Source organism: Natrinema marinum, assembly GCF_024296685.1.
GTDB classification, from domain to species: Archaea; Halobacteriota; Halobacteria; order Halobacteriales; family Natrialbaceae; genus Natrinema; species Natrinema marinum.
In genome coordinates, this window is record NZ_CP100763.1 from 3,497,017 (window position 1) to 3,521,840 (window position 24,824).

The 24,824-nt window shown below is 65.3% G+C and carries 28 protein-coding genes and 1 tRNA gene; 13 read left to right on the forward strand and 16 right to left on the reverse strand.

Annotated elements, in window-relative coordinates:
• Positions 1-147 precede the first annotated feature (147 nt).
• Positions 148-630, forward strand: a complete 483-nt coding sequence (locus tag NKH51_RS17300; protein ID WP_254762916.1) for an Hsp20/alpha crystallin family protein — start codon at positions 148-150, stop codon at positions 628-630.
• Between the two features lies 1 nt (position 631).
• Here NKH51_RS17300 and NKH51_RS17305 read toward each other — a convergent pair whose 3' ends face one another.
• Together NKH51_RS17305 and NKH51_RS17310 are read right to left on the reverse strand one after the other, a co-directional pair.
• A complete protein-coding gene (locus NKH51_RS17305) occupies positions 632-1,822 on the reverse strand; it encodes an NAD(P)/FAD-dependent oxidoreductase (RefSeq protein ID WP_254762917.1) in 1,191 nt (396 codons plus the stop codon).
• 388 nt (positions 1,823-2,210) lie between these two features.
• Complete coding sequence (locus NKH51_RS17310) at positions 2,211-2,501, reverse strand: DUF7521 family protein (RefSeq protein ID WP_254762918.1); 291 nt, start codon at positions 2,499-2,501, stop codon at positions 2,211-2,213.
• A 140-nt stretch (positions 2,502-2,641) separates the two neighbouring features.
• Between NKH51_RS17310 and NKH51_RS17315 the strand changes: the two genes are divergently transcribed.
• Entirely contained in the window at positions 2,642-2,878 is a 237-nt protein-coding gene (locus NKH51_RS17315; protein ID WP_254762919.1) for a CDGSH iron-sulfur domain-containing protein, read from the forward strand.
• 34 nt (positions 2,879-2,912) lie between these two features.
• On the opposite strand, the gene NKH51_RS17320 is transcribed toward NKH51_RS17315, so the two are convergent.
• From NKH51_RS17320 to NKH51_RS17330, 3 genes are all read right to left on the reverse strand, one after another.
• Complete coding sequence (locus NKH51_RS17320) at positions 2,913-5,378, reverse strand: heavy metal translocating P-type ATPase (protein WP_254762920.1); 2,466 nt, start codon at positions 5,376-5,378, stop codon at positions 2,913-2,915.
• A gap of 2 nt (positions 5,379-5,380) precedes the next feature.
• Complete coding sequence (locus NKH51_RS17325) at positions 5,381-6,169, reverse strand: sulfite exporter TauE/SafE family protein (RefSeq protein ID WP_254762921.1); 789 nt, start codon at positions 6,167-6,169, stop codon at positions 5,381-5,383.
• Between the two features lie 95 nt (positions 6,170-6,264).
• Positions 6,265-6,480 carry a DUF8131 family protein gene (locus NKH51_RS17330; RefSeq protein WP_254762922.1) on the reverse strand — a complete coding sequence of 72 codons (216 nt, stop codon included), beginning with the start codon at positions 6,478-6,480 and terminating at the stop codon, positions 6,265-6,267.
• Between the two features lie 100 nt (positions 6,481-6,580).
• Between NKH51_RS17330 and NKH51_RS17335 the strand changes: the two genes are divergently transcribed.
• From NKH51_RS17335 to NKH51_RS17350, 4 genes are read left to right on the forward strand one after another with little or no spacing between them, the layout of a single operon-like run.
• Entirely contained in the window at positions 6,581-6,784 is a 204-nt protein-coding gene (locus tag NKH51_RS17335) for a signal peptidase complex subunit 2 (protein ID WP_254762923.1), read from the forward strand.
• Positions 6,781-7,572, forward strand: coding sequence for a cytochrome c oxidase subunit II (locus tag NKH51_RS17340; RefSeq protein WP_254762924.1), 792 nt, complete (start codon positions 6,781-6,783; stop codon positions 7,570-7,572). The genes NKH51_RS17335 and NKH51_RS17340 overlap by 4 nt, the downstream gene beginning before the upstream one ends.
• On the forward strand, positions 7,559-9,316 hold the full coding sequence (locus tag NKH51_RS17345) for a b(o/a)3-type cytochrome-c oxidase subunit 1 (protein ID WP_254762925.1): 1,758 nt from the start codon (positions 7,559-7,561) through the stop codon (positions 9,314-9,316). The genes NKH51_RS17340 and NKH51_RS17345 overlap by 14 nt, the downstream gene beginning before the upstream one ends.
• Positions 9,317-9,526, forward strand: a complete 210-nt coding sequence (locus NKH51_RS17350) for a CbaC protein (protein WP_254762926.1) — start codon at positions 9,317-9,319, stop codon at positions 9,524-9,526.
• 24 nt (positions 9,527-9,550) lie between these two features.
• On the opposite strand, the gene NKH51_RS17355 is transcribed toward NKH51_RS17350, so the two are convergent.
• Entirely contained in the window at positions 9,551-10,624 is a 1,074-nt protein-coding gene (locus tag NKH51_RS17355) for a mannose-1-phosphate guanylyltransferase (RefSeq protein WP_254762927.1), read from the reverse strand.
• 2 nt (positions 10,625-10,626) lie between these two features.
• Positions 10,627-10,938 carry a DUF7091 family protein gene (locus tag NKH51_RS17360; protein ID WP_254762928.1) on the reverse strand — a complete coding sequence of 104 codons (312 nt, stop codon included), beginning with the start codon at positions 10,936-10,938 and terminating at the stop codon, positions 10,627-10,629.
• Between the two features lie 101 nt (positions 10,939-11,039).
• Here NKH51_RS17360 and NKH51_RS17365 point away from each other — a divergent pair, with 101 nt between their 5' ends.
• Positions 11,040-11,930, forward strand: a complete 891-nt coding sequence (locus NKH51_RS17365) for a dihydrodipicolinate synthase family protein (RefSeq protein WP_254762929.1) — start codon at positions 11,040-11,042, stop codon at positions 11,928-11,930.
• Between the two features lie 93 nt (positions 11,931-12,023).
• On the opposite strand, the gene NKH51_RS17370 is transcribed toward NKH51_RS17365, so the two are convergent.
• Positions 12,024-12,644, reverse strand: a complete 621-nt coding sequence (locus NKH51_RS17370; RefSeq protein ID WP_254762930.1) for a hypothetical protein — start codon at positions 12,642-12,644, stop codon at positions 12,024-12,026.
• A gap of 460 nt (positions 12,645-13,104) precedes the next feature.
• On the opposite strand from NKH51_RS17370, the gene NKH51_RS17375 reads away from it, so the two are divergent.
• Together NKH51_RS17375 and NKH51_RS17380 are read left to right on the forward strand one after the other, a co-directional pair.
• On the forward strand, positions 13,105-14,034 hold the full coding sequence (locus tag NKH51_RS17375) for a replication factor A (RefSeq protein WP_254762931.1): 930 nt from the start codon (positions 13,105-13,107) through the stop codon (positions 14,032-14,034).
• A 1-nt stretch (position 14,035) separates the two neighbouring features.
• Complete coding sequence (locus NKH51_RS17380) at positions 14,036-14,677, forward strand: RPA family protein (protein ID WP_254762932.1); 642 nt, start codon at positions 14,036-14,038, stop codon at positions 14,675-14,677.
• A gap of 47 nt (positions 14,678-14,724) precedes the next feature.
• On the opposite strand, the gene NKH51_RS17385 is transcribed toward NKH51_RS17380, so the two are convergent.
• Together NKH51_RS17385 and NKH51_RS17390 are read right to left on the reverse strand one after the other, a co-directional pair.
• A complete protein-coding gene (locus NKH51_RS17385; RefSeq protein ID WP_254762933.1) occupies positions 14,725-15,414 on the reverse strand; it encodes an alpha/beta hydrolase in 690 nt (229 codons plus the stop codon).
• Complete coding sequence (locus NKH51_RS17390; protein WP_254762934.1) at positions 15,411-16,376, reverse strand: VOC family protein; 966 nt, start codon at positions 16,374-16,376, stop codon at positions 15,411-15,413. Before NKH51_RS17390 ends, NKH51_RS17385 begins: the two co-directional genes overlap by 4 nt.
• Before the next feature lie 149 nt (positions 16,377-16,525).
• Between NKH51_RS17390 and NKH51_RS17395 the strand changes: the two genes are divergently transcribed.
• On the forward strand, positions 16,526-16,939 hold the full coding sequence (locus NKH51_RS17395) for a DUF8146 domain-containing protein (protein WP_254762935.1): 414 nt from the start codon (positions 16,526-16,528) through the stop codon (positions 16,937-16,939).
• A gap of 60 nt (positions 16,940-16,999) precedes the next feature.
• Here NKH51_RS17395 and NKH51_RS17400 read toward each other — a convergent pair whose 3' ends face one another.
• On the reverse strand, positions 17,000-17,455 hold the full coding sequence (locus NKH51_RS17400; protein WP_254762936.1) for a DUF5814 domain-containing protein: 456 nt from the start codon (positions 17,453-17,455) through the stop codon (positions 17,000-17,002).
• Between the two features lie 179 nt (positions 17,456-17,634).
• On the opposite strand from NKH51_RS17400, the gene NKH51_RS17405 reads away from it, so the two are divergent.
• Positions 17,635-17,706 (forward strand) — tRNA-His (locus NKH51_RS17405).
• A gap of 358 nt (positions 17,707-18,064) precedes the next feature.
• On the opposite strand, the gene NKH51_RS17410 is transcribed toward NKH51_RS17405, so the two are convergent.
• The 4 genes from NKH51_RS17410 to NKH51_RS17425 all read right to left on the reverse strand — a co-directional run bounded on the left by NKH51_RS17410 (position 18,065) and on the right by NKH51_RS17425 (position 21,727).
• Positions 18,065-18,562, reverse strand: a complete 498-nt coding sequence (locus tag NKH51_RS17410) for a DUF1269 domain-containing protein (protein WP_254762937.1) — start codon at positions 18,560-18,562, stop codon at positions 18,065-18,067.
• A 194-nt stretch (positions 18,563-18,756) separates the two neighbouring features.
• Positions 18,757-19,242, reverse strand: coding sequence for an LURP-one-related/scramblase family protein (locus NKH51_RS17415; protein ID WP_254762938.1), 486 nt, complete (start codon positions 19,240-19,242; stop codon positions 18,757-18,759).
• A 337-nt stretch (positions 19,243-19,579) separates the two neighbouring features.
• A complete protein-coding gene (locus NKH51_RS17420; RefSeq protein WP_254762939.1) occupies positions 19,580-20,953 on the reverse strand; it encodes a TIGR00341 family protein in 1,374 nt (457 codons plus the stop codon).
• Between the two features lie 141 nt (positions 20,954-21,094).
• Positions 21,095-21,727, reverse strand: coding sequence for a GAP family protein (locus tag NKH51_RS17425; RefSeq protein WP_254762940.1), 633 nt, complete (start codon positions 21,725-21,727; stop codon positions 21,095-21,097).
• 478 nt (positions 21,728-22,205) lie between these two features.
• On the opposite strand from NKH51_RS17425, the gene NKH51_RS17430 reads away from it, so the two are divergent.
• Positions 22,206-22,610 (forward strand): DUF5518 domain-containing protein, encoded by a 405-nt coding sequence (locus NKH51_RS17430; protein ID WP_254762941.1) that lies wholly within the window; start codon positions 22,206-22,208, stop codon positions 22,608-22,610.
• A gap of 243 nt (positions 22,611-22,853) precedes the next feature.
• Entirely contained in the window at positions 22,854-23,912 is a 1,059-nt protein-coding gene (locus NKH51_RS17435) for a hypothetical protein (RefSeq protein ID WP_254762942.1), read from the forward strand.
• A 49-nt stretch (positions 23,913-23,961) separates the two neighbouring features.
• Here the strand turns inward: NKH51_RS17435 and NKH51_RS17440 are convergent, their stop codons facing one another.
• Positions 23,962-24,810, reverse strand: a complete 849-nt coding sequence (locus tag NKH51_RS17440; RefSeq protein ID WP_254762943.1) for an alpha/beta fold hydrolase — start codon at positions 24,808-24,810, stop codon at positions 23,962-23,964.
• Positions 24,811-24,824 lie beyond the last annotated feature (14 nt).

A 24,824-nucleotide genomic window follows, 5' to 3' on the forward strand; every position in this document is an offset into this window, starting at 1 on the left:
TGACGTTTCTTTTGAACCTGCCAAAAGGGATATGAACGCGGCTGTCGTAGCCCTCGATAGAGTCGTCTCTTCCATGGATCGCCACGCCCCTCTCTCGGTCCCCGAGACCGCTGTCAGCCTCCCACGCACCGCCCGGGGTGACCGCCCGTGACCCTCAAAGATCTCGGCAGGTCGGTCGGCAACGCGTTGTACCGTCAGGTCGGCCGCGCGAACAGCCGCGTCCAGAGCTACCGCTCGCTCCCCGTCGACATCCTCGAGGACGACAACACCTACCGCGTCGTCTTCGACGCGCCCGGTGCCGAACCCGACGACGTACAGGTCCGCTACCTCGAGGGAACCGTCAGGATTCGGATCGACCGGTTCCGCCAGTTCCACGAGGGACACGAGATGCGCTTTCCCGGCCGCGGGATGGCCCTGAGCGGTGAGGCCGAACTGCCGGCCGACGCCGTCGTCGATCCGGACGCCGGCACCGCGAAACTCTCCGAAACGGGAACGTTGGCGGTCGAGATCCCGAAGGATTCGGCGGTGAGGGGAACCGAGACGACCGACGCCGCGGTCGAGGTCGACTCGCCCGACGAACCGTCGTCGGACGCGAGCACCGAGACGGAACCCGTCGCCCTCGACGACTGACTCAGTTCGGCTCGAGCGCCATTCCTGCCCCGATCTCGAACGCCTCGTCGCCGTCGAACCGCGTCGGATCGAACGCGTCGATCCCTTCCCCGCCCAGTATCTCCGTTGTGATTCGCTCCCCGATCGCCGGCGCGCGCATGAAGCCGTGGCCCTGGAAGCCGGTCGCGACGTAGAGTCCGTCCTCGAGCGCTCCGACCAGCGGATCTCGATCCGGCGTCGCGGTACAGAGGCCGGCCCACGCTCGCTCGAGACTCGCGTCCGTCTCCGCGATGGCCGGAACGCGATGTGCGACCCGCTCTCGAAGACCGTCGGCGAACCCGTCATCCGCATCGCGGTCGTAGCCGTCGGGATCGGCCTCGCGGGTCTCGGTCCCGTCGCCCGCGAGGAGGCCGTCAGCGTGGGGCCGCACGTAGAAGTCGCCGGTCGCGTCGTAACACATCGGCTCCGCGAAGTCGCCACTCGAGACCAGCGCCTGCACGCGGTAGGGTTTCATCGCGAGGTCGATGCCGGCGTCCGCGAGCAGCGCTTTCGTGTGTGCGCCCGCAGCTACCAGCACCGCGTCGACCTCGTGCAGTTCGCCGTTCGGACGGACCACCCCCGTCGGGTCGGATCGGATCTCGACGGGCGTCTCGGTCTCGAGGGTGGCCCCCGCACCGGTGGCCGCGGCCGCGAGGCAGGCCGCGTACTCGGCCGGATCGGCGTACCCCGCCGCGCCGGCGATCCCCGCGACCGCAACGTCGTCGGTTCGCAGGACCGGAAACCGGTCCGCGAGCGCGTCGGCGTCCATTTCGAAGGCGACGACGCCGTTGTCCTGCATCCGCGCGACTTCCTCGCGGACGGCGTCGGCCCGTTCGTCGTCGCCCTCGCGGGCGAGCCAGACGTAGGGGCACTCGACGAACGGGAAGGTGTCGTCGCCCGACAGCGCGCGGAAGCGTTCGATCGCGTCGCTCGCGATTTCGGCGTCGAGCCCGTCCGCAAACGCGTCGTAGCAGATCCCCGCCGCGCGTCCGGTGGAACCGCTCGCGACGCTCCCGCGGTCGTAGAGTGTCACGTCCGCGCCCTCGCGGGCGAGGTCGTAAGCCGCGGTCGCGCCGACGGCACCCGCGCCGACGACCGCCACCTCGAGACCCGCACCCTCCTCCGTGAAGGCATCTACACCGACGGCCAGATCAGGGTCGTCGGCTCCGCTCATGGGCGTTCACTCGCCGGTGCAGGCGAACAGGTACGGCTCGAAACGGGGTGTCGACGAGCGGTCGCGCTTTCGGGGTCGGCGTTCATGCGGGCCACTGGGGCCGGAACCCACTTACGTCTGTGTGGTTCGGCCGACTCTCGTCTCCGGTACGCGAGCCGAGTCGCGGCCACTGGTCGTGACCGGATGGAAGGAATGGGGGGTACGACGGCAGGGCGGACGGAACGCCGTGGTTCAGTGCCGTATGTCCCTGCCGTATCGCTACGTATATCATGGGCTCGGATACCGGTATCTCCAAACATATTTGGTACCGCTATGCGGTCGGCTTCGAACACGCGGCCGTGTGCCCGAGAGGAACGTGAGGGGGGCCGAAACGCGCGGCGAGACGCGATCAGGTCACGTACAGCGAGCGGGCGATCACGAGGAAGCCGGCCAGCACGAGCAGGCTCTCGAGCAGGATGCCGGTCATCAACGGCACGCCGAGCACTTCGGTCAGCATCCCGGCGAGCACCAGGCCGAGAGTGACGAGGCCGAAGCCGAGCGAGAGATAGCCAAGCGCCGGCTGACGGGTTCGCCGGTAGGCCTTGTACGCGAAATAGGAGATGACGCCGCCGACGATGAGGACGAGCGTTTTGACGACCGCGAGCGCGATCGCAGTCGGCGTTGCGGCGGCGGGCGACATAGCTGTGTTCGGATATCCGAGACCTGTACCAAGAACCTTGCCGTTCCCGTAACGAGTGGGGTATGCCAGCTATTCTCTCGGCAGCGCCCCCCGAACGCTGTGAGCGAAGCGTTTTGGAGCCGGCGATCGGAGACGCGAGCATGACGCGACTGGTCGAACTCGAGGAACAGGGACCGCGGAAGCTCGACCCCTCGGATATCGACGACGAGAAGGGCGATATCGCGGTCTGTCGGTGCGGGCTCTCGGAGTCGTTTCCTTTCTGTGACGGGAGCCACCGACGGACGCGCGACGAGGACGAGGGGACGACCTACGTCTACGAGGACGGACACCGGCGGGAAGTCGAGCGGGTCGTGACGGCCGACGACGGCGACGAGTAGGTCCCGGCCGGCCGCGAATGGGGACGACTGTGCTTCACATCGAGCGCGCGGAGTTACAGACGACCAGCGCGCTGCTCGCCGCCATCGCGACGGCCGCGAAGAGCGGGTTCAGGAGACCGGCGACCGCGAGCGGGATCGCGACCGCGTTGTAGGCGAACGCCCAGCCGAGGTTCTGGCGGATCCGACGGCGCGTGCTCGACGCGATATCGAACGTCTCAGCCACGGCCGCGAGGTCGTCGCCGACGATCACCGCGTCGGCAGCGTCGGTCGCGAGTTTCGTCCCGCTTCCCATCGCGATGCCCACGTCGGCGGCGGCCAGCGCTGGCGCGTCGTTGCTCCCGTCGCCGACCATCGCAACCGTTCCCCGCGAGCGGAGCCGGTCGACGGTTTCGGCCTTCGCTTCCGGCGGAACGCCGGCGAAGACCTCGTCGACGCCCTCGAGCGCGCGGAACTCCTCGGCGGCCGGCCCCTCGTCGCCGGTGAGGACGACGATCTCCCGTCCGCTCGAGAGCGTTGCGAGCGCCGCGTCGAGATCCTCGCGCGCCGAATCGCCCACCACGATCGTTCCGCGGGCCCGTCCGTCCCAGCCGACGACGACCGGGACGTCGCCCGCCGCACGTGCATCGTCGATCGTCGACTCGAGGGCGCTCGGAACCGCGAGCCCGCGCACGCGAAGGTAGTCGGGGTGGCCGACGACGACGCGCTCGCCGTCGACGAGGCCGCTGACGCCGCGATCTGCGCGTTCGAAGCCCTCGACGGCGCTCGCGGCCTCGGCGGTGGCGTCGTCGGGTGCTGCGTCCGCGACGGCGGCCGCGATCGGGTGCTCGGTGAGCGCTTCGACCGCGCCGGCCCGCCGGAGCAGGTCGTCTGCGTCGGTGCCCTCGACGGTGTGTGTCGCTTCGACGGCCATCCGACCGGTCGTGAGCGTCCCGGTCTTGTCGAGGACGACGACGTCGATGTCTCGAGCGTCCTCGAAGATCGTCTCGGCGGCGACAACGATCCCCCGCTCGGCGGCGTTCTGGACGCCCGCGGCGATGGCCAGCGGCGTCGCGAGCCCGAGTGCGCACGGACAGGAGACGATGACGACCGTCAGCCCGAGCAAGAGCGCGGTCGACGCGCTCGAGCCGGTCGCGAACGTGACGGCGGCCGTCGCGACGGCGAGGACGACCACCAGCGGGACGAAGATCGTCGCGAGCTTGTCCGCGAGGCGCTGGACGCCGGGGCGGGCGCTCTGGATCGACCAGAGCAGCGAGACGAGCCGGTCGTGGGTGCTCTCGGCGTCCTCGCCGACCGCGAGGACGATCGGCGCGTCGGTGACGACGGTGCCACCCCGGACCGGGTCGCCCGGCCCCTTCCCGACGGGCAGCGATTCGCCGGTCACGAGCGACTCGTCGACCGCTGCCGTGCCCTCGATGACTTCGCCGTCCAGCGGGACCCGCTCGCCGGGTCGCACGAGCAGGCGGTCGCCGGGATCGACGGCCTCGAGCGGGACCGTCTCGCCGCGCTCGAGGCGGGCCTCGTCGACCTGCCCCTCGGTCAGCTCGGAGAGCAGCCCGGTCGCGCGGCGCTTGACCGAGCTCTCGTAGCGGGTCCCTGCGGTGACGACGAGGATGATCGCGACGGTCACGTCGAAGTAGAGGTGGCTCTCCCCGAGGGCGAGCGCGACGGCGCTGTAGCCATACGAGCCGAGCGCGGCCGTCGCGACGAGTAGGTCCATGTTCGGCCGTCCAGCCCGGAGGCTGACGGACGCGCCCCGGAGGATCGGGTACCCGGTGTAAAAGAGGATGAACGAGGTGAACGCCCAGATGTTCGCCGACAGGAAGGTAAGTTCGTAGCCGCCGAACTCGACGACAGGCTCGAGGCCGAAGTAGGTCGGGTAGAGAAAGAGAACGTACCACACCATGACCATCATGCCGAAGAAGCCGCCCAGCAAGAGCCGAGCGAGGCTGTCGTCGGCGCCCGCGTCGCCGTCGGCGGCCGCTCGATCGGCCGCGGTATAGCCGTAGCCAGAGACGAGGTCGGGGAGATCCTCGGCCGCGAGCCGGTCGGGATCGTAGACGAGCCGGATCGTGTCCGTCGCGTAGCTCGCCGTCGCGCCGAGGATGCCATCCTCGCGTTCGGCCGTCGTCTCGAGGAAGGCCTCGCAGGTCGAGCAATGCATGCCGTCGACCGCGAGGTAGGCGTCTTCGCCCTCGAGGGCGTCGAGATCGGTGTCCTCGCTCCGTCGGTCGAGTCGCGACTGGACTGCCGACTCGTCGGGCGCGTTGGCACCCTCGAGCGCACGTGAGACCTCGAGACAGCCCCGACAGCAGAACGTGCCGTCGACATCGGCTGCGGTGATCGGCTCGGGGGGTGTCGGTAGCTCGCAGAGGTCACAGGTACCGGTGTCGACTGCGGAGCCGTCTCCGGCCGCGGTGTGGACGTTCGATTCCGCGGTCGGCGCGCCCGCTTTCGACGGCGATGCGTGCGGTCGTGCGGTCGGGCGTGAGTTATCTCCCATCGTTAGAACAGGGGTTCGAACGGCAGCGGGACGTGCGGTAGATGGATGCCGTACAGCATCAGGCCGTGCGAGAGCGGGATGTAGCCGAGGACGATGAACGCCGCGCCCAGCCCGCGGTGGAGCCTGACTCGCGTCTCGGGTTCGATCGTGTTCAAGACCGTGCCGTAGGCGAACAGCGTCGGGATCGTCCCGAGGCCGAGGACGGCCAGCGAGAGCGCGCCCTGCGTCGGCGATCCCAGCGCGAACGCGTAGAGGTAGGCCGGGTAGATGATCGGACACGGCATGAACCCGTGGACTGCGCCGAGCGCGACGATCCCCGGCGAGGTCGCGAGCCGGTCGACCCGACTCGAGAGCAACGTCGTGAGACGGCGGAACAGCGCGCCGACGACGGGCAGGTTGTGGCCGGGGACTGCAGTCCGCCCGCGGACATAGTAGACCCCGCTCGCGACGATCGCGATCCCGACGAGGATCCCCGTCGCGCCGCGGACGCCGTTCCCGAGCTCGGCGACGGCCTCGCTCGAGGCGATCGTGACCGCGCCGAGCAGACCGAACAGGCCGCCGATGGCCGCATAGCTGACCGTCCGACCGAGATTGAACAGCGCGTGCTGGCGCACTTCGTAGCCGGTGAGCGTGTCGTCGCGACGCTTCTCGCTCGCGGCGCCGATCCGGTCGGCGTAGGTCGTCACCAGCGGACCGCACATCCCCAGACAGTGCGCGCCGGCCAGCAGGCCGACGACGAGGAGGACGAGCAGGTTCACGTGCTCGGGGACAGTGCCCGGACCCATCGCCATCAGCGGGGCGACGGAGGGCGGAGGCGCCCCAGATACCGCTGACGCGGGAACGAGCGACGCTACGAGTGAAACTGGGGACATGTCGACGGCCGGAGTCAGCCGGCGGCGCCGCTTCCGTCGTGGTGGTCGTCGCCGTGCCCTCCCTCGACTGGCGACATCGCGAGGTACAGCGAGCCGATGATGATCGCGACGTTGACCGCGCTAACGACGCCGGCAGCGACTGAGTTGGTCGTTCCGTAAACGAGTACTGGGACGATCGCAAGAAGCCCCGCGGTCGCCGCCAGCCGCGGTGCGACTGTCTCGAGGTTCATACCGTAGAATGGGTCCGGCCAGCGCTTAATACCCTAACCTCTTCCCACCGATCGGGAACTACGGCTGATGGTAAGTCTTCCCCATTTCCTACTCAACCGTATGAGTCCCAGGACTGAACAACGAGAGCCCGAGCAGGTTCGTGAACTCGGGCACGAGGAGTACGATCCCATCGGAACGGCGATCCTGATCGGGATTTACTTCCTGATACTGGTGTTGCTGTGGATATTCATGTACTTCGTCGAGTTCCTCGGCAACGGACCGACCGTCGTCGACCTGCTCCTCCCGGTGGTGGGACTGGCATGAACATCCACACCTACGAGAAGGCGTGGCTGGTCGCCTCGATGGTGTTGATCGTCGGCTTCATCGCGACGATCACGTACGGCGCCGTCGGCCCCGGCATCGCGATGATCGACGACGACGGTGGGTCGATCAATCCGGACGAGATCAACGACCACGAACGGTTCGCGGAACCCGGTGTCACCCACGTCGGCGGCAACGAGTACGAGGTCGCCGTCGTCGCGCAGGCGTGGTCGTACAGCCCGAGTCAGATCGAGGTGCCCGCAAATAGCGAAGTGACGTTTTACATCACGAGCCGTGACGTGACGCACAGCTTCACCGTCGTCGGGACGAACATGAACACGATGGTCATCCCCGGTCAGGTGTCACAGATGACCGTCAAGTTCGACGAACCCGGCGAGTACGGCATCCTCTGTAACGAGTACTGCGGCGAGTATCACCACACCATGGAAGGCAAACTGAACGTCGTCCCCGAAGATGAGTTCGACCTGACCGAACTGTCCGTCGAGGCACCCGACGAGGTCCAGGCGGGCAACGAAACGACCATCACCGCGACCGTGAGCGACGGCATGCAGAGCGACCTCGAGACGACCGTCACCCTCGAGCTCGGCGAGCAGACCCTCGAGCGCGATGTCACGATCTCGGGTGAGGGCAGCGAGACCGTCGAGTTCGCGGTCGATACCGCGGAGCTCGGCACGGGCGAGCACGACTGGACGGTGACCGCCGACGGCCACGAGGAGAGCGGGACGCTCTCGGTCGTCGACTCGACCGACGGAGGTGATGACAGTGCGTAACGCCTACGTCGACCAATTCCCCGACGAGGCAGCCGTGATCAAGGCGGCGTTCTGGAGTTCCTTCATTGTGCTGGCGATCGGCGGGACGCTCGGGCTCATCCAGGCGCTCCACCGGACGGACGTGTTCCGGTTCATCCAGTCGGCGGACTACTACACCATCCTCACCGCACACGGTGTGTTGCTGGCGGTCACGTTCACGATCTTCTTCCTCGTGGGCATCTTCACCTGGGCGATAACCACCGGCTTGGACCGCGGGGTCGTGGACATCCGCTTTACCTGGGCCTGGTACGCGCTGATGGTCGTCGGCGCGCTGCTGGCCACCGTCACGATCTTCGCCGGCCTCCTCGAGCAAGCGCCGACGGTGCTCGGCTCGGAGCTGTACGCGGACGTGCTCTTCACGTTCTACGCGCCGCTGCAGGCCCATCCCCTGTTCTACCTGGGGCTGGTGCTGTTCGTCGTCGGCTCCTGGCTCGCCGGCGTCGACTGGTTCCGGACCTGGTGGGCCTGGCGCAAAGAGAACGCCGACGAGCGCATCCCGCTGCCGGCGTTTATGGTTCTGGCGACGACGCTGTTCTGGTACATCTGTACGCTCGGCGTCGCGATAGCGATCCTCGCCTTCCTGTTGCCGTGGTCGCTGGGGATCGTCGATTCGGTCAACCCGCTGTTGACCCGGACGCTGTTCTGGTACTTCGGTCACGCCGTCGTCTACTTCTGGCTGATGCCGACGTACCTGATGTGGTATCTCATGCTGCCGAAGTTCGCCGGCGGGAAACTGTTCAGCGATCCGCTCGCACGCGTCGTCTTCGTGCTGTTCCTGTTGCTCTCGACGCCGCTGGGGATTCACCACCAGTATCTTGACCCCGGCATCGCGGAAGGGTTCAAGTTCATCGCGATGACGAACACGATGTTCCTCCTGCTGCCGAGCCTGTTGACGGCTTTCACCGTCGTCGCGAGCATGGAACACGGCGCTCGCCAGCGCGGCGGCGAGGGCTACCTCGGCTGGCTCAAGGCGCTCCCGTGGCGCGACCCGGTCTTTACCGGCATGGCACTGGCGGGCCTGATGTTCGCCGCGGCCGGCTTCTCCGGCATGATCAACGCGGGGATGAACATCAACTACCTCGTCCACAACACCTGGTGGGTCGTCGGTCACTTCCACCTCACCGTCGGCACCGCCGTCGCGCTGACCTTCATGGCGGTGTCGTACTGGTTCATCCCGCAAGTGACCGGCAAGCCGCTCTGGAACCGCTCGGTCGCGCTGGCACAGGTCCTGCTCTGGTTCATCGGCATGACGTTCATGTCGAACGCGATGCACCGCTCCGGCCTGTTCGGCATGCCCCGCCGGACCGCCGAGCCCCAGTACCAGGGCTTCGACTTCGAGCCCGCCGTCGGTACCGTCGGCGAGATCAACGCCCAGGTCGCCCTCGGCGCGGTGTTGCTAACCCTCTCGCTGGCCGTCTTCCTCTTGGTCATGATCATGACCTCGCTCAACGGCACCAGCGACGACATTCCGGACAACACCTACGCCGACGCGCTCTCCGGACCCGAGGACTCGCCGGCGATCCTCGATAACCTCAAAGTCTGGACCGCGATCGCGATCGTCCTCGTGATCTTCGCGTACACGCTCCCGTTCGCGGCCATCATCGACTCCGGCGGCCTGTTCGGCGAGGGCATCGAGGGCTTCCAGCTCACCCTCGGGACCGATCCCGCGCTCGCCCTCGAGTCCCTCAGCGAGGTGATTCGGTAGATGCGCATCTCCGGCGGGGCACTCCTCGTCGTCCTGGCCATGCTCGTCCCCTTCATCGTCGAACTCCGGACGGCGCTCTCGTGGTTCGGCATCGAACTGACGCTCCTCGAGACGGCCGTGCTCGGCTCGGCGACCGTGCTCGCGGTCCTCGCGTGGGCGGTGTGGCCGCTGGACGACGACACCAACGGGGAGTCGTCACGGCCCAGCTGACTCGCACTCGTACTCCCCGGTTTCTCAGAACGCGTCGCGCTCGCGCAGCCGTTCGACGATCGTCCGCACCCGCTGGGACGCCTCGCGGGGTGCGACGAGAATTCGATCGTCGAACGCCGCGATGATCAGGTCGTCGACCTCGAGCAGCGCGACGTGCGCGTCGGGCGCGGCGACGACGTTGTTTTCGGCGTCGATCGAGAGGACGTCGCCGGCGACGGTCGCGTTCGCGCCGTCGCCGTCTTCCCTGCCATCATCGTCGCCTGCGAGGACGCGCCCGACGGCGTCCCACGTTCCGAGATCGTCCCACTCGACCGGCAGCGGCGTCACGACGACGTCGCTCGCCCGCTCCATGATCGCGTAATCCACGCTGACGGGTTCGACCGCGTCGAATCCCCGGTCGGGATCGCCGTCCTCGAGCGCCGCGACGAGAGGCGCGAGCGGCGAGTCGCGAGCCTCGCGTAGGAGCGCACTCGGCGTCCAGGCGAATATCCCGGCGTTCCAGTACGCGCTGGCCTCGATGAGCCGCGTCGCTCTCTCGCGGGCGGGTTTCTCCGTGAAGCGCTCGACCGCGGCGTAGTCGTCGGCTCCGGTTCCGTCGCCGTTACCCTCGAGCCGACCCTCGCCGGCGCTCTCGGGGACGATATAGCCGTAGCCCGTCGCCGGCCGCGTCGGCTCGACGCCGAGCGTGACGAGCCCGTCCGTCTCGACGGCGATCTCCGCGGCGCGCTCGAGGCGCGTGGCGAACGCGGCGTCGTCGGCGACGTGGTGGTCGCTAGGGAGGCAGAGTAACACCGGCTCCGCGTCGAACTGCTCGCGGAGCCGCCAGGCGGCGTAGACCAGCGCCGGGCCGGTGTCCTTGCCGGCGGGCTCGACGAGCACGCCCGCCTCGGGCGCGTGGTCGCGGACCTCGTCGGCGAAGGCCTCGCGGGTCAGCACGTAGCGCTCGTCGGCGACGGCCGTCCGATCGAGCGTCCTCGAGAGCAGCGAGCGCTCGCCGCCGAACGCGAGGAACTGCTTGGGGCGGTCGCTTCGGCTCGCGGGATAGAGTCGGCTGCCGATACCGCCGGCGAGCACGCAGGCGACGATGGGCCGATCCATCTTCACCAGGTCTCGATCCGGCCCTTGCGGACGTCTTCGGCACACCCCTCGCAGTCGGGGTGGCCGGCCTCGTAACAGGCCGGCCGGTACTCCTCGTCTAGCTTCGCCGCGCGCTGCTCGGCGTAGCGCCGGCAGACGATCTTCGCCCGGCCGGCCTCGTCAGTGGGCAGCCCACGGGCGTTTCTCGCCACTTCGTAGGAGTCGCGGGCCTCCTCGAGTTGCTCGTCGGTCGATCTGCGCCACTCTTCGAATTGCTCGCCCGCGCCCTGCAGCGTCGTGCGCAGGAGCCGCTCGAGTCGACGCCGGTCCGCCATTACCCGTCGTTGGGCCGCCGGGCACATATACTGTTGGCCGTCGGCGGTCGACCCGCCCGGCCGACGGCAACGACTTTGGGGAATCGAACGGACTCTCGAGCATGGACGTTCGAAACGCACTTCGGGGCATCACCTGTCCGCTGGTGACTCCGTTCGACGACGGATCGATCGACGAACCGGCGCTCGCCGACCTGCTCGAGCACGTACAGGCCGGCGGGATCGACGCGGTCTTCCCCTGCGGGACGACCGGCGAGTTCCCGAGCCTGACGCCCGACGAGCAGCGCCGCGTCGTCGAGGCGACCATCGAGCGCGCCGAGGTGCCCGTTATCGCCGGCGCCGCCGCGACGAGCGTCGGCGAGACGGTCGCGGCCATCGACCGCGCCGCCGATGCCGGGGCCGACGCCGCCGCGATCGTCGCGCCCTACTTCACCACCGCCAACGCGCCCGCGGGCGACCGGCGGTTCTTCGAGGCAGTCCTCGATGACGCCTCGCTCCCCCTTTTGCTGTACAACATCCCGCAGTGTACGGGCCAGCGCATCGAGCCCGAGACCGTCGCCGCCGTCGCGGAGCGCGATGGGGTCGTGGGGATCAAGGACTCGAGCGGCGACCTCGAGTATTTCCTGTCGGTCCTTCGTGAGACTCCCGACGATTTCCGCTGTCTGCAGGGGTACGACGCCTTGCTGGTCCCCGCGCTGCGGATGGGTGCCGACGGCGGGATCAACGCGCTGTCGAACGTCGTACCCGAGGTACTGTGCGAGGCGCTCGAGCGAGCCGAGGACGACCGCGGGCGAGAACTACAGAACGACGCGATTGCGCCCTTGTTCGAAGCGTGTACGACCCACGACTTCGCCCCGGCGACGAAGGCGGCGCTGGCCCACCGCGGCGTCGTTCCCTCCGACGAGGTCCGCCCGCCGCTCGTTCCGGTCGACGACGCGGGAGCCGAGGCGATCGGCGACGCGCTCGAGGCCGCAATCGCGGTCGGCGAGCGGTAGCAACAGCGAGGGCGTCGTAGCAGTCTTCCCACGGTTGATTACGCCGCTTCTACGATGAACTGGCAGAAAACGAGGTCTGCGTAACGAGCGACGCTATTTGCCAGTCTCATTCGATCGCCAGAGGTGATAGCCGAGACCGATCCATGCGAGCCCGAAGATTCCCGTGTAGTAGTTCATACCGACCGAGTAAAGCCCGAGTGTCGTAGCCCCGATGTAATTACTGGCTGCTGTTACAGGGAGCGCCGACGGCAACCACACTGCGATCCATCTGGATGGGATTCCGGTCTGCCACGCGTCAATCGCAATTGCGATCGTTCCTACTTGTGCGAGTACTGCACCGAAAAACGCGATCACTAACAGGACCACTCCGGTTGGCAGTGTGTATGAGATTAGTGTCCTGTGGGTCGCTATCGGAATGAAACTGAGAACTCCGACGCCGAGAAGCCACACACCGGCCCGACCACCGACAGAATACGCTGGCGTGTACTCTCGATAATAGCCAACGAGACCGATGACAAGAAACAGCGGCGTGATCAGGACGAGGTAGTCATACTGGATTGTCCAGCTCAACCGATAGGTATTGAGTACGAGCGGAGCGATTAGCCAGATAGTCCCCCCGATTATCGCACAACCAGCGGACCAAAACTGTTTTCTCATAAATAAAAATAAATCGTCACTAACATAGTAAGTGTCTTCTGGTGTTTCATCTCTCATCAACTCCCTGAAAACACTGGGTATCGGGAAGATAAAACCGACAATGGTACAGTCACCACGCAGATGTCCGTTAACTACCAAAACGAGAAAAATGGAGGGCAGGGGTGGTTACGGCTTATGACGATAGACACTTTTGACCAGACAGTATCTACACGAATATATTCGCCAGTTCTGGACCGATGGAGTTTCTTTCCCTCTGAAAGATTCTCTGTCTCCATATGAAGAGAGGTGTGCGACGAATCCTGTGATACCCTGGTAAGAGTACCGCCTGACACACTTCAGTGAACTCGATGTAGTCGACTACGCCAGCACCGGTCGCCTGATCGGACGTGCCACATCGGCGCCCGCTGGCGGTTTCTTTCGCCGCCGTTCACTTCCGCTCCGGTGGCGGTACTTTAAATACTATCGGGCGCGAACGGACGTATGCCTCCCAGTGAAACCAAAGAGGAGGCGAGACACTATGAGCGACGTACGACAGCACGCGGACGATATCCACGAGCAGTTTTCGGACCACCTCGACGTGAGCGTCGAGGATGTCGAAGGGCGCTTGACCACGCTCGTCGACGAATACAAAGTACCGATCGACGAGGCGCGCCGGAGCGTCACGAATCACTACCTCGAGGAGGCCGGCTTGGAGCGCGAGGACCTCGCGGGCGGCGACAGCGAGTCGGCCACCGTCGAGGATGTCGACGAACCCGAGCAGTGGATCGACCTCACCGCCAAGGTCATCGAACTCTGGGATCCCCGCAGCGACTCGGTCGCGCAGGTCGGCCTGCTGGGCGATCCGACGGGGACGATCAAGTTCACCAAGTGGGCGAAATCAGACCTCCCCGCCCTCGAGGAGGGGAAGGTCTACGAGCTTCGCAACGTCGTCACCGACGAGTACCAGGGTCGATACTCGGTCAAACTCAACTCGACGACCGTGATCGAGGAACTCGACGAGGAGATGGAAGTCGGCGACGACACCAGCGAGATCGAGGGCGCGTTAGTCGACATGCAAAGCGGCAGCGGGCTCATCAAGCGCTGCCCGAAAGACGACTGCACGCGCGTCCTCCAGAACGGCCGCTGTAACGAACACGGCGAGGTCGAAGGCGAGTTCGACCTCCGGATCAAGGCCGTCGTCGACGACGGCATCGACGCCCACGAGGTCATCTTCGACAAGGACGCCACGGAGGAGCTGACGGGACTCTCTCTCGAGGAAGCCAAGGAGATGGCGATGGACGCGCTGGACACGACCATCGTCGCCGACGAGATCCGCGAGGACATCGTCGGCATCTACTACCGCATCGAGGGACCGACCTTCGGCCGGTACGTGCTGGCCGACGAGGTCGAGGAACTCGACGGGCCGATCGATGCGGAGGAACTGCTGATCAAAGCGAGGTCGATGTAACATGAGCCAGGCAGAACTCACCCGCGAAGTCGCCCGTCGCGTCTTCGCCTCGGAATTCAACGATGCGACGTACGCGTTCAAAGAGAGCGACGACGAGCGCGCGCCCAACTACGCGCTGCTCCCGACCGGCGACCGCGCGAACCGCGTGTTCGTCGCCGGTACCCTGACCGAGACCGAAGACGTCGGCGAGGAAAGCGAGTACTGGCGCGGCCGCGTCGTCGGCCCGACGGGGACGTTTTTCGTCTACGCCGGCCAGTATCAGCCCGAGGCCGCGTCGGTCCTTCGCGACACCGAGCCGCCGGCGTACGTCTCCATCGTGGGCAAACCGCGAACCTACGAGACCGATGACGGCACCGTCAACGTCTCCCTGCGACCCGAGACCATCTCGGTCGTCGACGACGCCACCCGCGACCGCTGGGTCGTCGAGACCGCCGAGCGTACCCTCGACCGCATCGAGGCCTTCGAGGAGTGGGAACGAGAGCAGGAGGCGCCGGAAAGCGCCTCGACCGCGCCCACCAACGAGTACGCCCAGATGGCCCGCGAGCAGTACGACTCGCCCGTCGTCAACTACCGTAACGACGTAATCCAGGCCTTAGAGAGCCTCGAGACCGTCGATGCGGAGGACGCGGAAGCGTCCGTCTGAGCGGTCGCTCGATCTCTGTTCTCCGGTTTTCGACCCGAGAGCGGCCGCTACGTTGCGTCGGCGAGCACGGCTTCGAGCAACGCGCCGATCGCGTCGAACTCGTCGTCGGTGACCGCGTGGCCCGCGTCAGGATAGCGCCGCTCGTCGACCGCGGCGTCGGCCCGCTCGAGCACACGGATCGTCTCGGCGACGCGCTCGCGGTCGACGTGGTGATCGTCCGCGCCGTAGCCGACGAGCACCGGCGTCCCCGCGAGCGAGCCGTCGACCGACGCCGATCGAAGCTCGTCGCTCGAGCCCGGTAGCGTCCCCGAGAGGAGGAAGACGCCGCCGTACTGTGCCGAAGTCCGGCGGACGAACTCCGCGGCGACGGTCGCTCCCTGCGAGAAGCCGCCAATCAGTGTTCGCTCCGGCGGGATCCCGATGTCGGCCGCGTCCGCGAGCGCCGCAGCGACCGCTTCGACGCTCGAGGAGAGCCACGGCTCGTTGTCGGCTCGGGGCGCGGCCGCCGGATTCGGATACCAGCGACTGCGCTCGGCCTGTGGGGCGAGGAAGGCGACGCCGTGGCGATAAGTTGGCTCGAGCAGATTGACGATACCCTGCGCGGTCGCGCCTCTGCCGTGACAGGCGATCACAGCGGCTTCGGCGGCCAGCGCGGGCGCGCCGGCTGCGAGCAGTGGCTGGCCGGTGTGGGGGCCGGAGACGGCGTCCATCGTCCGATTCGAGTCCGATCCGGTCATCCGTCGGGTCTCTCGTCGGTCTCGTTCGTCGGCATCGTCAGCGCCGGGAGTTGACTCTCGATCAGGTCTCGGTCCCGCTCGAACCAGTCAGGCAGGTACAGCGACTCGCCGGGCCGGTCCGTCTCGCCGCTCGCCGCGACGCCGTCGGTCTCGGTCGCCAGCTCGAAGAGGATCCCGCCCGGCTCGCGGACGTACAGCGAGTGAAAGAAGTGCCGATCCTTGACCCGCGACACGTCGTAGTCACGGTCGTCGAAGAGCGCTCGCCACTCGTGGAGGTCCGCTTCCGTCTCGACGCGGACCGCGACGTGGTGGAGGGTCCCCGTCCCTTCGCGGCCGAACGGCGCGTCTCGGTCGAGGACGTCCACGATGGTAGCGCGGTCGCCCGGTGCCCGGTAGCGGACCCGACCGTCCCGCTCCGCCTCATACTCGAATCCGAGCGTCTCGAGCGTCCCCGCGGTTGCGTAGGGGTTGACCGACAGCGTCGCGACGCCGTGGAGGCCACAGATTGCGCGGTCCGTCGGCACCGGGCCGTCGACCCAGGGCTCGATCCCGTCGGGGAGCGGCGGGCCTGCGACGAGTTCGACCCGCGTCCCCGCCGGGTCTTCGAACCGCAGGACGCGCTCGTCGAACCGCCCGAGCGGCCCCTCGACCGCGATATCGTGAGCTGCGAGCCGCTCGGTCCAGTACGCGAGCGCGTCGGCGGGGACGACGAACGCGACCGACTCGACCTGCGGTTTCCCGACGCGGCCCGGATCGCCGTGGGGATTGGGGAAGTGGGTCAGAACCGTCCCCGGTGTGCCGGCGGCGTCGCCGAAGTAGAGGTGGTGCTGGAGGATGTCCTCGAAGTTGACGGTCTGGGTGACGAGCCGGAGACCGAGCACGCCGCTGTAGAACTCGATCGCCGCCTGGGCGTCCCCGACGATCCCAGTCACGTGGTGGAGTCCGGGCGTGTCGGACGGCATTACCGCCCAGTTGGGTCGCCAGCGGGATAGCCTCCCGGGTCGGCGACTACCTGGCTGTCGATCGCTCGAGTCCGACCGCCAGTCGCTGCCGCTCGCACCCGCTTGTCTGACGAATGGTTAAGTGTCGTGAACGACGACTAGGGGTATCGATGGGGAACAAGAACAAGACTATCTCGTTTCGGGTCAACGAGGACGCGTTCGCGGCGCTACAGGAGATCGCCGAGGAGCGCGATATCTCGCTGTCGGCCGTCTTCCGTGACTACGTCGACCAGCTCGTCGAACACGACGGTCAGGTCGAGGTCGTTCCCGACGACGAACTCGAGGCCCGGACGAGCACCGATGAGGGCGGTGAAGAGGTCTCGTTCCCGCCGACCGTCGAGGTTCCAAAGCGGTTCATCCGCGAGCACGAACGGCTCGAGCTCGAGGCCGAACACCTCCGGGAACAGTTAGACGAGTACAAGGGCTACGTCAACGACCTGCAGGACCGACTCGAGGATGAGGAAGACGAGGTGCTGTTGCTCGACGAACTGGACGAAGAAGACGAGTCGTACCAGCTGCGGTAAGTGACAAGGCGGTCGTCCCTTCCGCCTGGGTCGTGGAAAGCGGGACGCTCAGTCCTCGCGCTACCGCGCGAGATCTTGCTTTGCCTGCCGAATCTCGTCGTACTTCTCGTCTGCACCGTCGACGCGAGCGAGACCTTCGGCCGCCTCGAGGGTGCGAACGGCGTTGTCGAGAAAGGAGAGCACGTCGCCGGAGTAGGCATAGACCATGTAGTCGTCGGTCATCACGTCCACGATGGCGTCCGGACCGAGCCCCTGAGCGCGCAACTCGAGCAGGTAGCGCATGAACTTCCGCTCCGGGCAGCCACAGTAGGGGTTGTTGTCGCAGTCGCAATCGAGGAAGTCCTGTGCGAAGTCGAGGACGCGATCGCGGGTCGCCTCGTCTAACTTCTCGAGGCCTTCGCCCTGGAAGAGCACGTCCAGCGTCGCGCCCTTGAACGCCCCCTTGGGGATGTTCGTCTCGAGTTGGGAGCTAAGCTGGCGGTGATTCTTGACGTAGATCTTGTCGGTGATGGCCACGCGTTGGCGGTTGTAGCGCCCGTGGGCCGAAAAACGTCTCGGTCGCGTCCGGCCGATTCGCGGTGGCAACTGCGCCTCGCCCCTGCCGCCCGAAATCGCGCGGTACGGAGTCGCACACCCCGATCACGGAGTCGTAACGTATTTCAGGCCGACCGCGTGTAGGATAACGTGCAAGCGTGTCCGGGTTGGGGTAGTGGTTATCCTTCAGCCTTGTGGAGGCTGAGACGCGGGTTCGATTCTCGCACCCGGACTTTTTCGCGACGAACGGCGTAAGGAGCGATAGAGCCGGAAGGCGAGATCGTACCACGCGAGACGAGCGAGAGCGAGTCTCGCAGTCGGGTTCGATTCTCGCACCCGGACGTTCTGTGGCGTCATCGCGAACGGAGTGAGCGATGGCTCGGAGCAGCCTTTCCGGCGAACAAACCCGTGAGCCACGGAAATAGTCGGAGAATCGAACCCGCCAGTCACAGCGGTCGAACTGTGGAGCGAGCACGTCCGGTTCCGGTCGGTTCTCACGCCGGTGTTCCCCTGTTTTGAATCCCGTTGCTGAGACAGTCAGCGCGGGACTGACTGGGTAGTCATACCCGACCGAGTTCTACGCTCGAGCGCTTACGCGGCCACTTCGTCTGCGGCGAAGTGCTCGCGGAGTTTCTCTTCGTCTTCCGGCGAGAGGTTCGTCTCTAGAACCTCGGGATCGTACGGTTCGAGTTCCTCGGTAACGCGTTCGCCCTCTACGTCACTCACGAGCAAGAACAGTGCGGACTGGCCGGGACCGATCGTTGTGCCGACCTCCTTGATGAACGAATCGTCGATTCCGATATCGGAGAACTTTCCGCCCAATGCACCGGTTACCGCGCCAACCGCCATTCCCAAGACCGGTGCGAGAAAGATGAGCCCGATGAGCAGCCCCCAGAACGCCCCGCCGAGCGCACCCGCTCCGACGAGGCTCTTGGCTTGTTTGACATCCGTTTTGCCGTCCTCGTTTCGAACCACGACGGCGGCGTCTTCCATCGTGATCAACTCCTGTTTTTGCAACTCGAAGAGCTTGTCCCGCACCTCGAGTGCGCCGGTTTCGGTATCGAACGCGAGTACGATGAGTTTCTTCATTTCGAACTCCGGAGAAATTTCCACCGAGGACTGAAAAGTACCTTTCCGGTGGTGGGAGAGAATGTCCATCGATGAGTGAATCAGCAAACCAGACTGTGGCCGAGAACGGGTCCTCTCTCTGTGATTCGCGACTGTTGCCGTACCGGCCGTCCACCTCTCGAAATCGACTGTCCGGTTTCGAAGATCTCGGTCGATCAGCGTCGATTTCTGTTGCGGTTCTGACTCGCCAGTACGTCGAGCGCGACGGTGCAGGCGATGGCGAGTCCCGCGTCCATCTCCGGTGAGACTTCGACGCCGTACGTATCGCGGAGGCGGAACCATTTCTTCGAAACCCCAGCGATACGATTCCCGTTTCGGATCATGCGGTACTCGTGGTTGAGGATGTTTCCGACGGACTGGATCGGTGGTCCTTCCGGCATGAGGATGATGAACCGGTCACGGATGGGCGTAACGAGCGCTCTCTTTACCGTCGCTGCGCGCTCTCCGTTTTTCTCGATGACCATCGTGTCCGTGACGCGAGCGATTTTCTCCTGAATCGAATACTCGTCTCCGGTCGCGAGGTCCCGCATCTGCAGCGTGTTTCGAACGCGAAGCGCCTTCCCGTCGACGATGAACGCTTGTTGCCCGGCCTCGTCTTCGACGTAGTAATCGTCTCCGATGGAGACGAGTCGTTGCGTCATCTTGTATCGTTCCCAGCCACGTTCGCCATCGGTTGCCCCGTAGCTCTGCCCTGTGCGGTTATTTTGAAGTCGTTCCTGTCGCCTTGCTCGTCGGTTTTGGCGCCGTTTCTGGCGGTTCGCTCGTCGTCCCATACGCGATGGACGCTCCTGAGTGATATCAATGTGTAGTTCGTTTGACTAGTATGTCCGTCGGGACTGACGTTCTGGGGGGCGAAAAAGGCGATCGAAACCGTGACACGGCAGAGAAAGCGGCCGCCTCTCGAGTTCGCAGCGCGAGTGTGCCCGTGCGTTCACCACACACGCCACGGCGTTCCTTCCGACACCGGTTGACGGCCAATCACGTACTGCTCGGTCGAGCGTGCGAGGCGTTATCTGCAGCCGTGACCGTAGCGGGAGGCCATCCGAGCGGCGGGTCCGGGGGTTCCGTCTCCGACACCTCCGCTTCGACGAACCCGACTCGAACGAAGACGTCTTCCCCTAGTTGCTCGGTCAGGAGGTCGTCGAGTTGCTGAGCGAGGTCGGGTGGTGCCGCGCGGTCGCGCGGAATGCCGATGAGGACGTTGACCTCCGGTTCGTTCCCGAGCAGTAAGTCGATGGGTTCGTAGTCGACGGTCACCCTGACAAGTTCGACATCGTCGATATCGGCTTCGTTGAACTGTCGCTGGATTTCGTCCTGCGCGTTTGCTTCGTAGGACTGGGTCTGAAACGTGGTCCACGTGACGGCACCGAGGACGACCGAGAGGACCGCGATCCCGACGACGATAACCGCGATGCGAGAGACCACTGACTCTCGCACATCGGGGGACTGTTCGGGCTCGAGCGGTCTGAAGCCGGCTGCGTAGAAGAGAACGAGCGCCGAGAGGTTGATCGCGAGGAGGTTCACGAGGACGAGGACGCCCGCCCCGATAGCGACTCCAGGGGGGCCGAACGCGATTCCGAGACCGGCGGTCGCCGCGGGTGGAATGAGGGCCACGGCGATGGCGACGCCCACGAGCGTCGAACCGCTTCCCCGCATGATACTGATCGCCCCCGCAAGGCCCGAACCAAGGGCGAGAAAGAGCGCCAGGAAGTTCGGATTCGTCCGTTCTGTGACCTGCGGGATGGTCAGAATGTCGAGGTCGGGGGGAATGAGGATCGTCCCTTGGAGCACCCAGCCCATGATCGCACCGATCGCAATGGCGGAGACGAGGCCCGTCACCTGGAGGAAGACGCCGCGAGTGGCCATGCGCTGGTCGTCGAGAATCGTTCCGACGCTCGCGGAGATGGCGGGTCCCATGAGCGGCGCGACCACCATCGCGCCGATGATGGTGGCGGCGGAGTCGAGTAACAGTCCCGTGGTCGCGATGATCGTACTCAGGACGAGGAACGCGAAAAACGTCGAGTTCGCCGGCGCGAGATCTTCCGCTCGCGCGTACAATTCCTCGCGCGAGATGCGAAGTCCCGGAAACCGTTCGATCAACGCGGAGAGTCGTTGTGAGACGACGGTCTCCGTCGCCATGACGATCGTGTAGGCGTCTTCCCGAACTCCTGCCGACGTCAATCGCTCCAGTATCGGTTCGACACCGCTCGGAGGGACGGGAAACTGGACCATCGCCTCGAAATCGCCTCGCCCGACTTCCTCGAAGACAGCGTAGTCGATACCTTCCTCATCGAGAGCCTCGAGAACTCCCTCCTGCTTCCCCTCCGGGATTAACACCTGCACGAGACGCATACTGAGAATAGAGTGTGTAAGATTATAAACATATGTCCTGAGTAGCGAGACGGTCAGGGTTGTTTTCCGGTTGACAATATCGAGCACGCACGCTGGGCGGAACGATTACCCGCCACGGCACAGTGCCAGCATCGGTCGTTGTCATCCGAGGAGGTTCTGGAGCGTCAGGACGACGAAGAGTGCGATCACCGCCTCAGAGATGATCCACGAGTTATCGCTCATCCAATCGCGAATCTCCGGGAGTGCGGACTCCGCCCGCTCGCCGAGTGCAAGCACGCCGAGTGAGGGGAGCGCCAAAATAAAGAGCGTAAGCAGGACGAACCCGGCCGCGTCCGCGACCGAATCGCCGTTTGCCGCGAGGTAGGTGCCGACGCTCATCGAGGTGACGATATCGGTCGGAAAAAAGCCCAGCAGGAGGAATCCCAGTCGAAACGAGAACCGCGGCGTCGCGGCGGTCAATTTCCCCATCCACGCCGGCGGCTCCGAGACGTTCCGCGTCCGGTAGGTGTTCACTGCCGCGTAGAGGAGGAGGACGAGAACGACGACATAGAGCAGTTGTTTTGCGCTTGCACCGAGCAGGCTCCCACCACCACCGAGACTGCTCCCGAGGAAGTACGCCACGACGACGACGAGACTGATAGAGAGGAGCGCACCGAGGACGTACGCCGCCGAGTTCGCTCGCCACTTTTCGCTCGTGGCGAGGAAGATGGGTGAAAGTATCTGTGGGCCGGCGATCATCACGATCGCCAACGGAAGCACCTGTATGAGGCTCATGGCTCGAACTCGTTTTTCTTCGGTTCGGTCTGTCGACCGGAGCCTCCGTTTTCGGGAACGTGAATCCTTCGTAGCATTATCGTGCGTTTCTCTCGGAACGTCGTAAGCCGGCGGCGGCAATTAATGTTCCCAGATCATCAAAAAGACTATTTTCCATTTTTCTTAGAAGTGTCGTGGTCGCTCGCGGTTACTTCGGTGTTGATCGCACCCAGCGAGCGCGTTGACGTCACTCGACGGTCGGCGGAAGACCGGTTCTTCGGGTACACTGCCTCCAGAAGAGTTCTCTGCTATACGGTCTCTTTCAGTGCGCGCCGAATATGGAGTGTCGTCTCTTCGGTACTATGTCGCGTATAGTTTGGGAGGTGGATATATTACTATGTATAACTGGCGGAATATGGAACATTATTCAGAATAGTCGTATGATCTGGATTCTATGAAGTGGGGTTTATAATAGGTGACAGCGTAGTAATAATTGACCATGACAATCAACTGGACAGCTGTCGTCGTCGGATTTGTCGTAACCCTCGCGTTAGGGTTCATCAGCGGCCTCATCTACGTTGGATCAGGAGCCTCGGTCGCGCTTCTGTACTGGGGAGGAATCGGCCTGTTCGGTGGGCTCACCGCCGGATACCTCGCAGGCGGAGCGATGAGCTCTGGCATGATCCACGGCGGTATGGCGACCGTCTTCGGGTCGCTGATCTTGCTGGTCATCACGTCCTTTACCACCCTGCTCTTCGGGGGCCTCGTCGCATCGTTCGGGGTGTTCACCGTCGGCGTACTCCTGCTCGCGTTCTACGCCATCCCCGGCGCCGTTGGTGGCGCGGTCGGATCGTGGGCGAAGCACCGCCGGGCCGCGAGAGAAATGACCGGTACTCGAGCCTGAGACCGGACTGAAACCTATTTTCTCTGACGAGTTCGGGGGAGTGACTGGAATCCGGCGCCGCTGAGTCGAGCTACGGGCACTCGGTATCAGGACCCCGTCGGATTCGAGTGGGCGAAACGGACGTTACGCTTGGGGCGACTATCCGCGACTTGTCTCCCGCGACCTTGGCGGTAAATAATAGTCTGTCCGGACACATATCAAAAAGCCAAAACCTTCATAACAGGTTATTTCTTCCATGAATGTATGGTCTCGGAAGACATTCGACGGCGGCGATTGTTACAAGTCTGCGGTGCGACACTAGCTGCCGGTGCAGCCGGCTGTCTCGGTGGCGGTTCGGGGAACGGAAGCGGCTCGGGGTCGGGGAACGGCGGCGCGGGGACGTCCGACACGCCGGCGTACGCACAGTGGGTGACGACGGTCGAGGACGAGGTCTCGCTCAGCTATCTCGATCTGGCGGCGCTGAACGAACTCGAGAGCGACGACGAGGACTCGAGCGGCGGCTCGAGCGGCCTCGAGGACATCGAGGATCCGATGCTTCGGCTGCCGCTGGCGGGTGCGTTTTCCGCCATGTTCGCCGCGGGCTTTGGCCTGTCGGGGTCGGGTCTCAGCGGTCTCATCAGCGATCAGCAGACGAGCGATACGAGCTTCGAGACCGCGATCGATGCCTTGCTCATGACCAACGAGACGATCGTGCTGTCGGGCGACGTGGTGACCGACGAGATCGACGGCGAGTTGACGACCGTTGCGGAGAACTCGTTCGCCGAGATCGAGTTCGAACACACGTCCGACATCGGCGAGTACGCGGTCTACGAGCCCGCGGGCGACCAGGGGACGACGACGACGCTGGCCGTCGCTGGCGAGGCGATCGTGCAAGGGTCGAGCCTCACGGCCGTCGAACGGGCCATCGAGACGAAGCAGGGAGAGCGCTCCCGCGCCGTCGATGAACACGAGACGTTCCGGCGGCTGCTGGCGACCGGCGGGCACGGGGAGATGGTGTTCGGTGGCTACAGCCCCGACGGATTCGACGGAGCCGGTTCGGGGGGGTCCTCGAGCGGGTCGTCCTCCGGGTTCCAGATCGACGCGTTCACCGCCCTCAACGGGGCCGTCTCGTCGCTGTCGTTCTCCGGGTCGTCGGACGTGACTGGAGAGACGGCGCTGTCTTTCGACGAACTCGACGAGACGGCACGATCCGACCTCGAGTCGGCGCTCGGCAAAACCAGCTCCGACGTGTCCGTGAACTTCGACGGCACCTTCGTCTCCGCGTCGGCGACGTTCTCGGACGACGCGCTTCAAAACGCCTGAATCGGACCGCTCGTCAACGCGCCGTTTCAGCGTCCGCTCGAGCGACCCGTTAGGCCGCGTCCTCGAAAAACGTTGTCACCCGATCGACGAAGTACGCCGGCCGCTCCTCGGGGAGCCAGTGGCCGGCGCGGTCGACGACCTCGCCGTCGACGTCGGTGGCGACCGCGTTCATGTCTCTGATGGGGAGCTCGCGAAAGGAGGCCTCGCCGCCGAGCGCGAGGACGGGGATCTCGAGCGGGTCCTCGGCGTGCTCTCGGTTGTTCTCGGCGTCGGCCTCGTAGGCGCGATAGTACTCGAAGCCGCCTCGCAGTCCGCCGGCTTGCGAGTAACAGCGGACGTACTCGTCGCGGGCGTCGTCGTCGATCGCTGCCGGGTCGTACGCGCCCTCCTTGTAGAACCAGTCGAGATAGAGCCGCTCGCGTCCGGCGACCAGCCGCTCCGGCAGGTCGCGGACGCCGTGAAAGCGAGTGTGCCAGAGGTGGCGTTTCTCGTCCTCGTTGACGCCCGGCAGTCCGGCCTCGAGAACGACGAGCGCGCGAACTTCGTCGCGGTACTGGGCGGCGTACGCGTAGGCCGTCGGCATCCCCCAGTCGTGACCGACGAGCCCGATCGGTTCGTCTCCGAAGCCGAGTTCGTGAACCAGCTCTCGCACGTCGGTCGCGACGGTGTCTTTATCGTAGCCCGAAACGGGGGTCTCGGAGTCGCCCAATCCCCGGAGGTCGGGCGCGATGACGGTGTACTCCTCGGCTAACTCCGGAATTACCTCCCGCCACTCGTACCACGTCTGCGGCCAGCCGTGGAGCAAGACCACCGGCGGTCCGTCGCCGGCGGTGACGTAGTGCAGTTCGACGCCGTTGACGCGGGCCCGTCCGTGCTCGAAATCGTCACTTGCGACCATACCTCAGTGTCGGG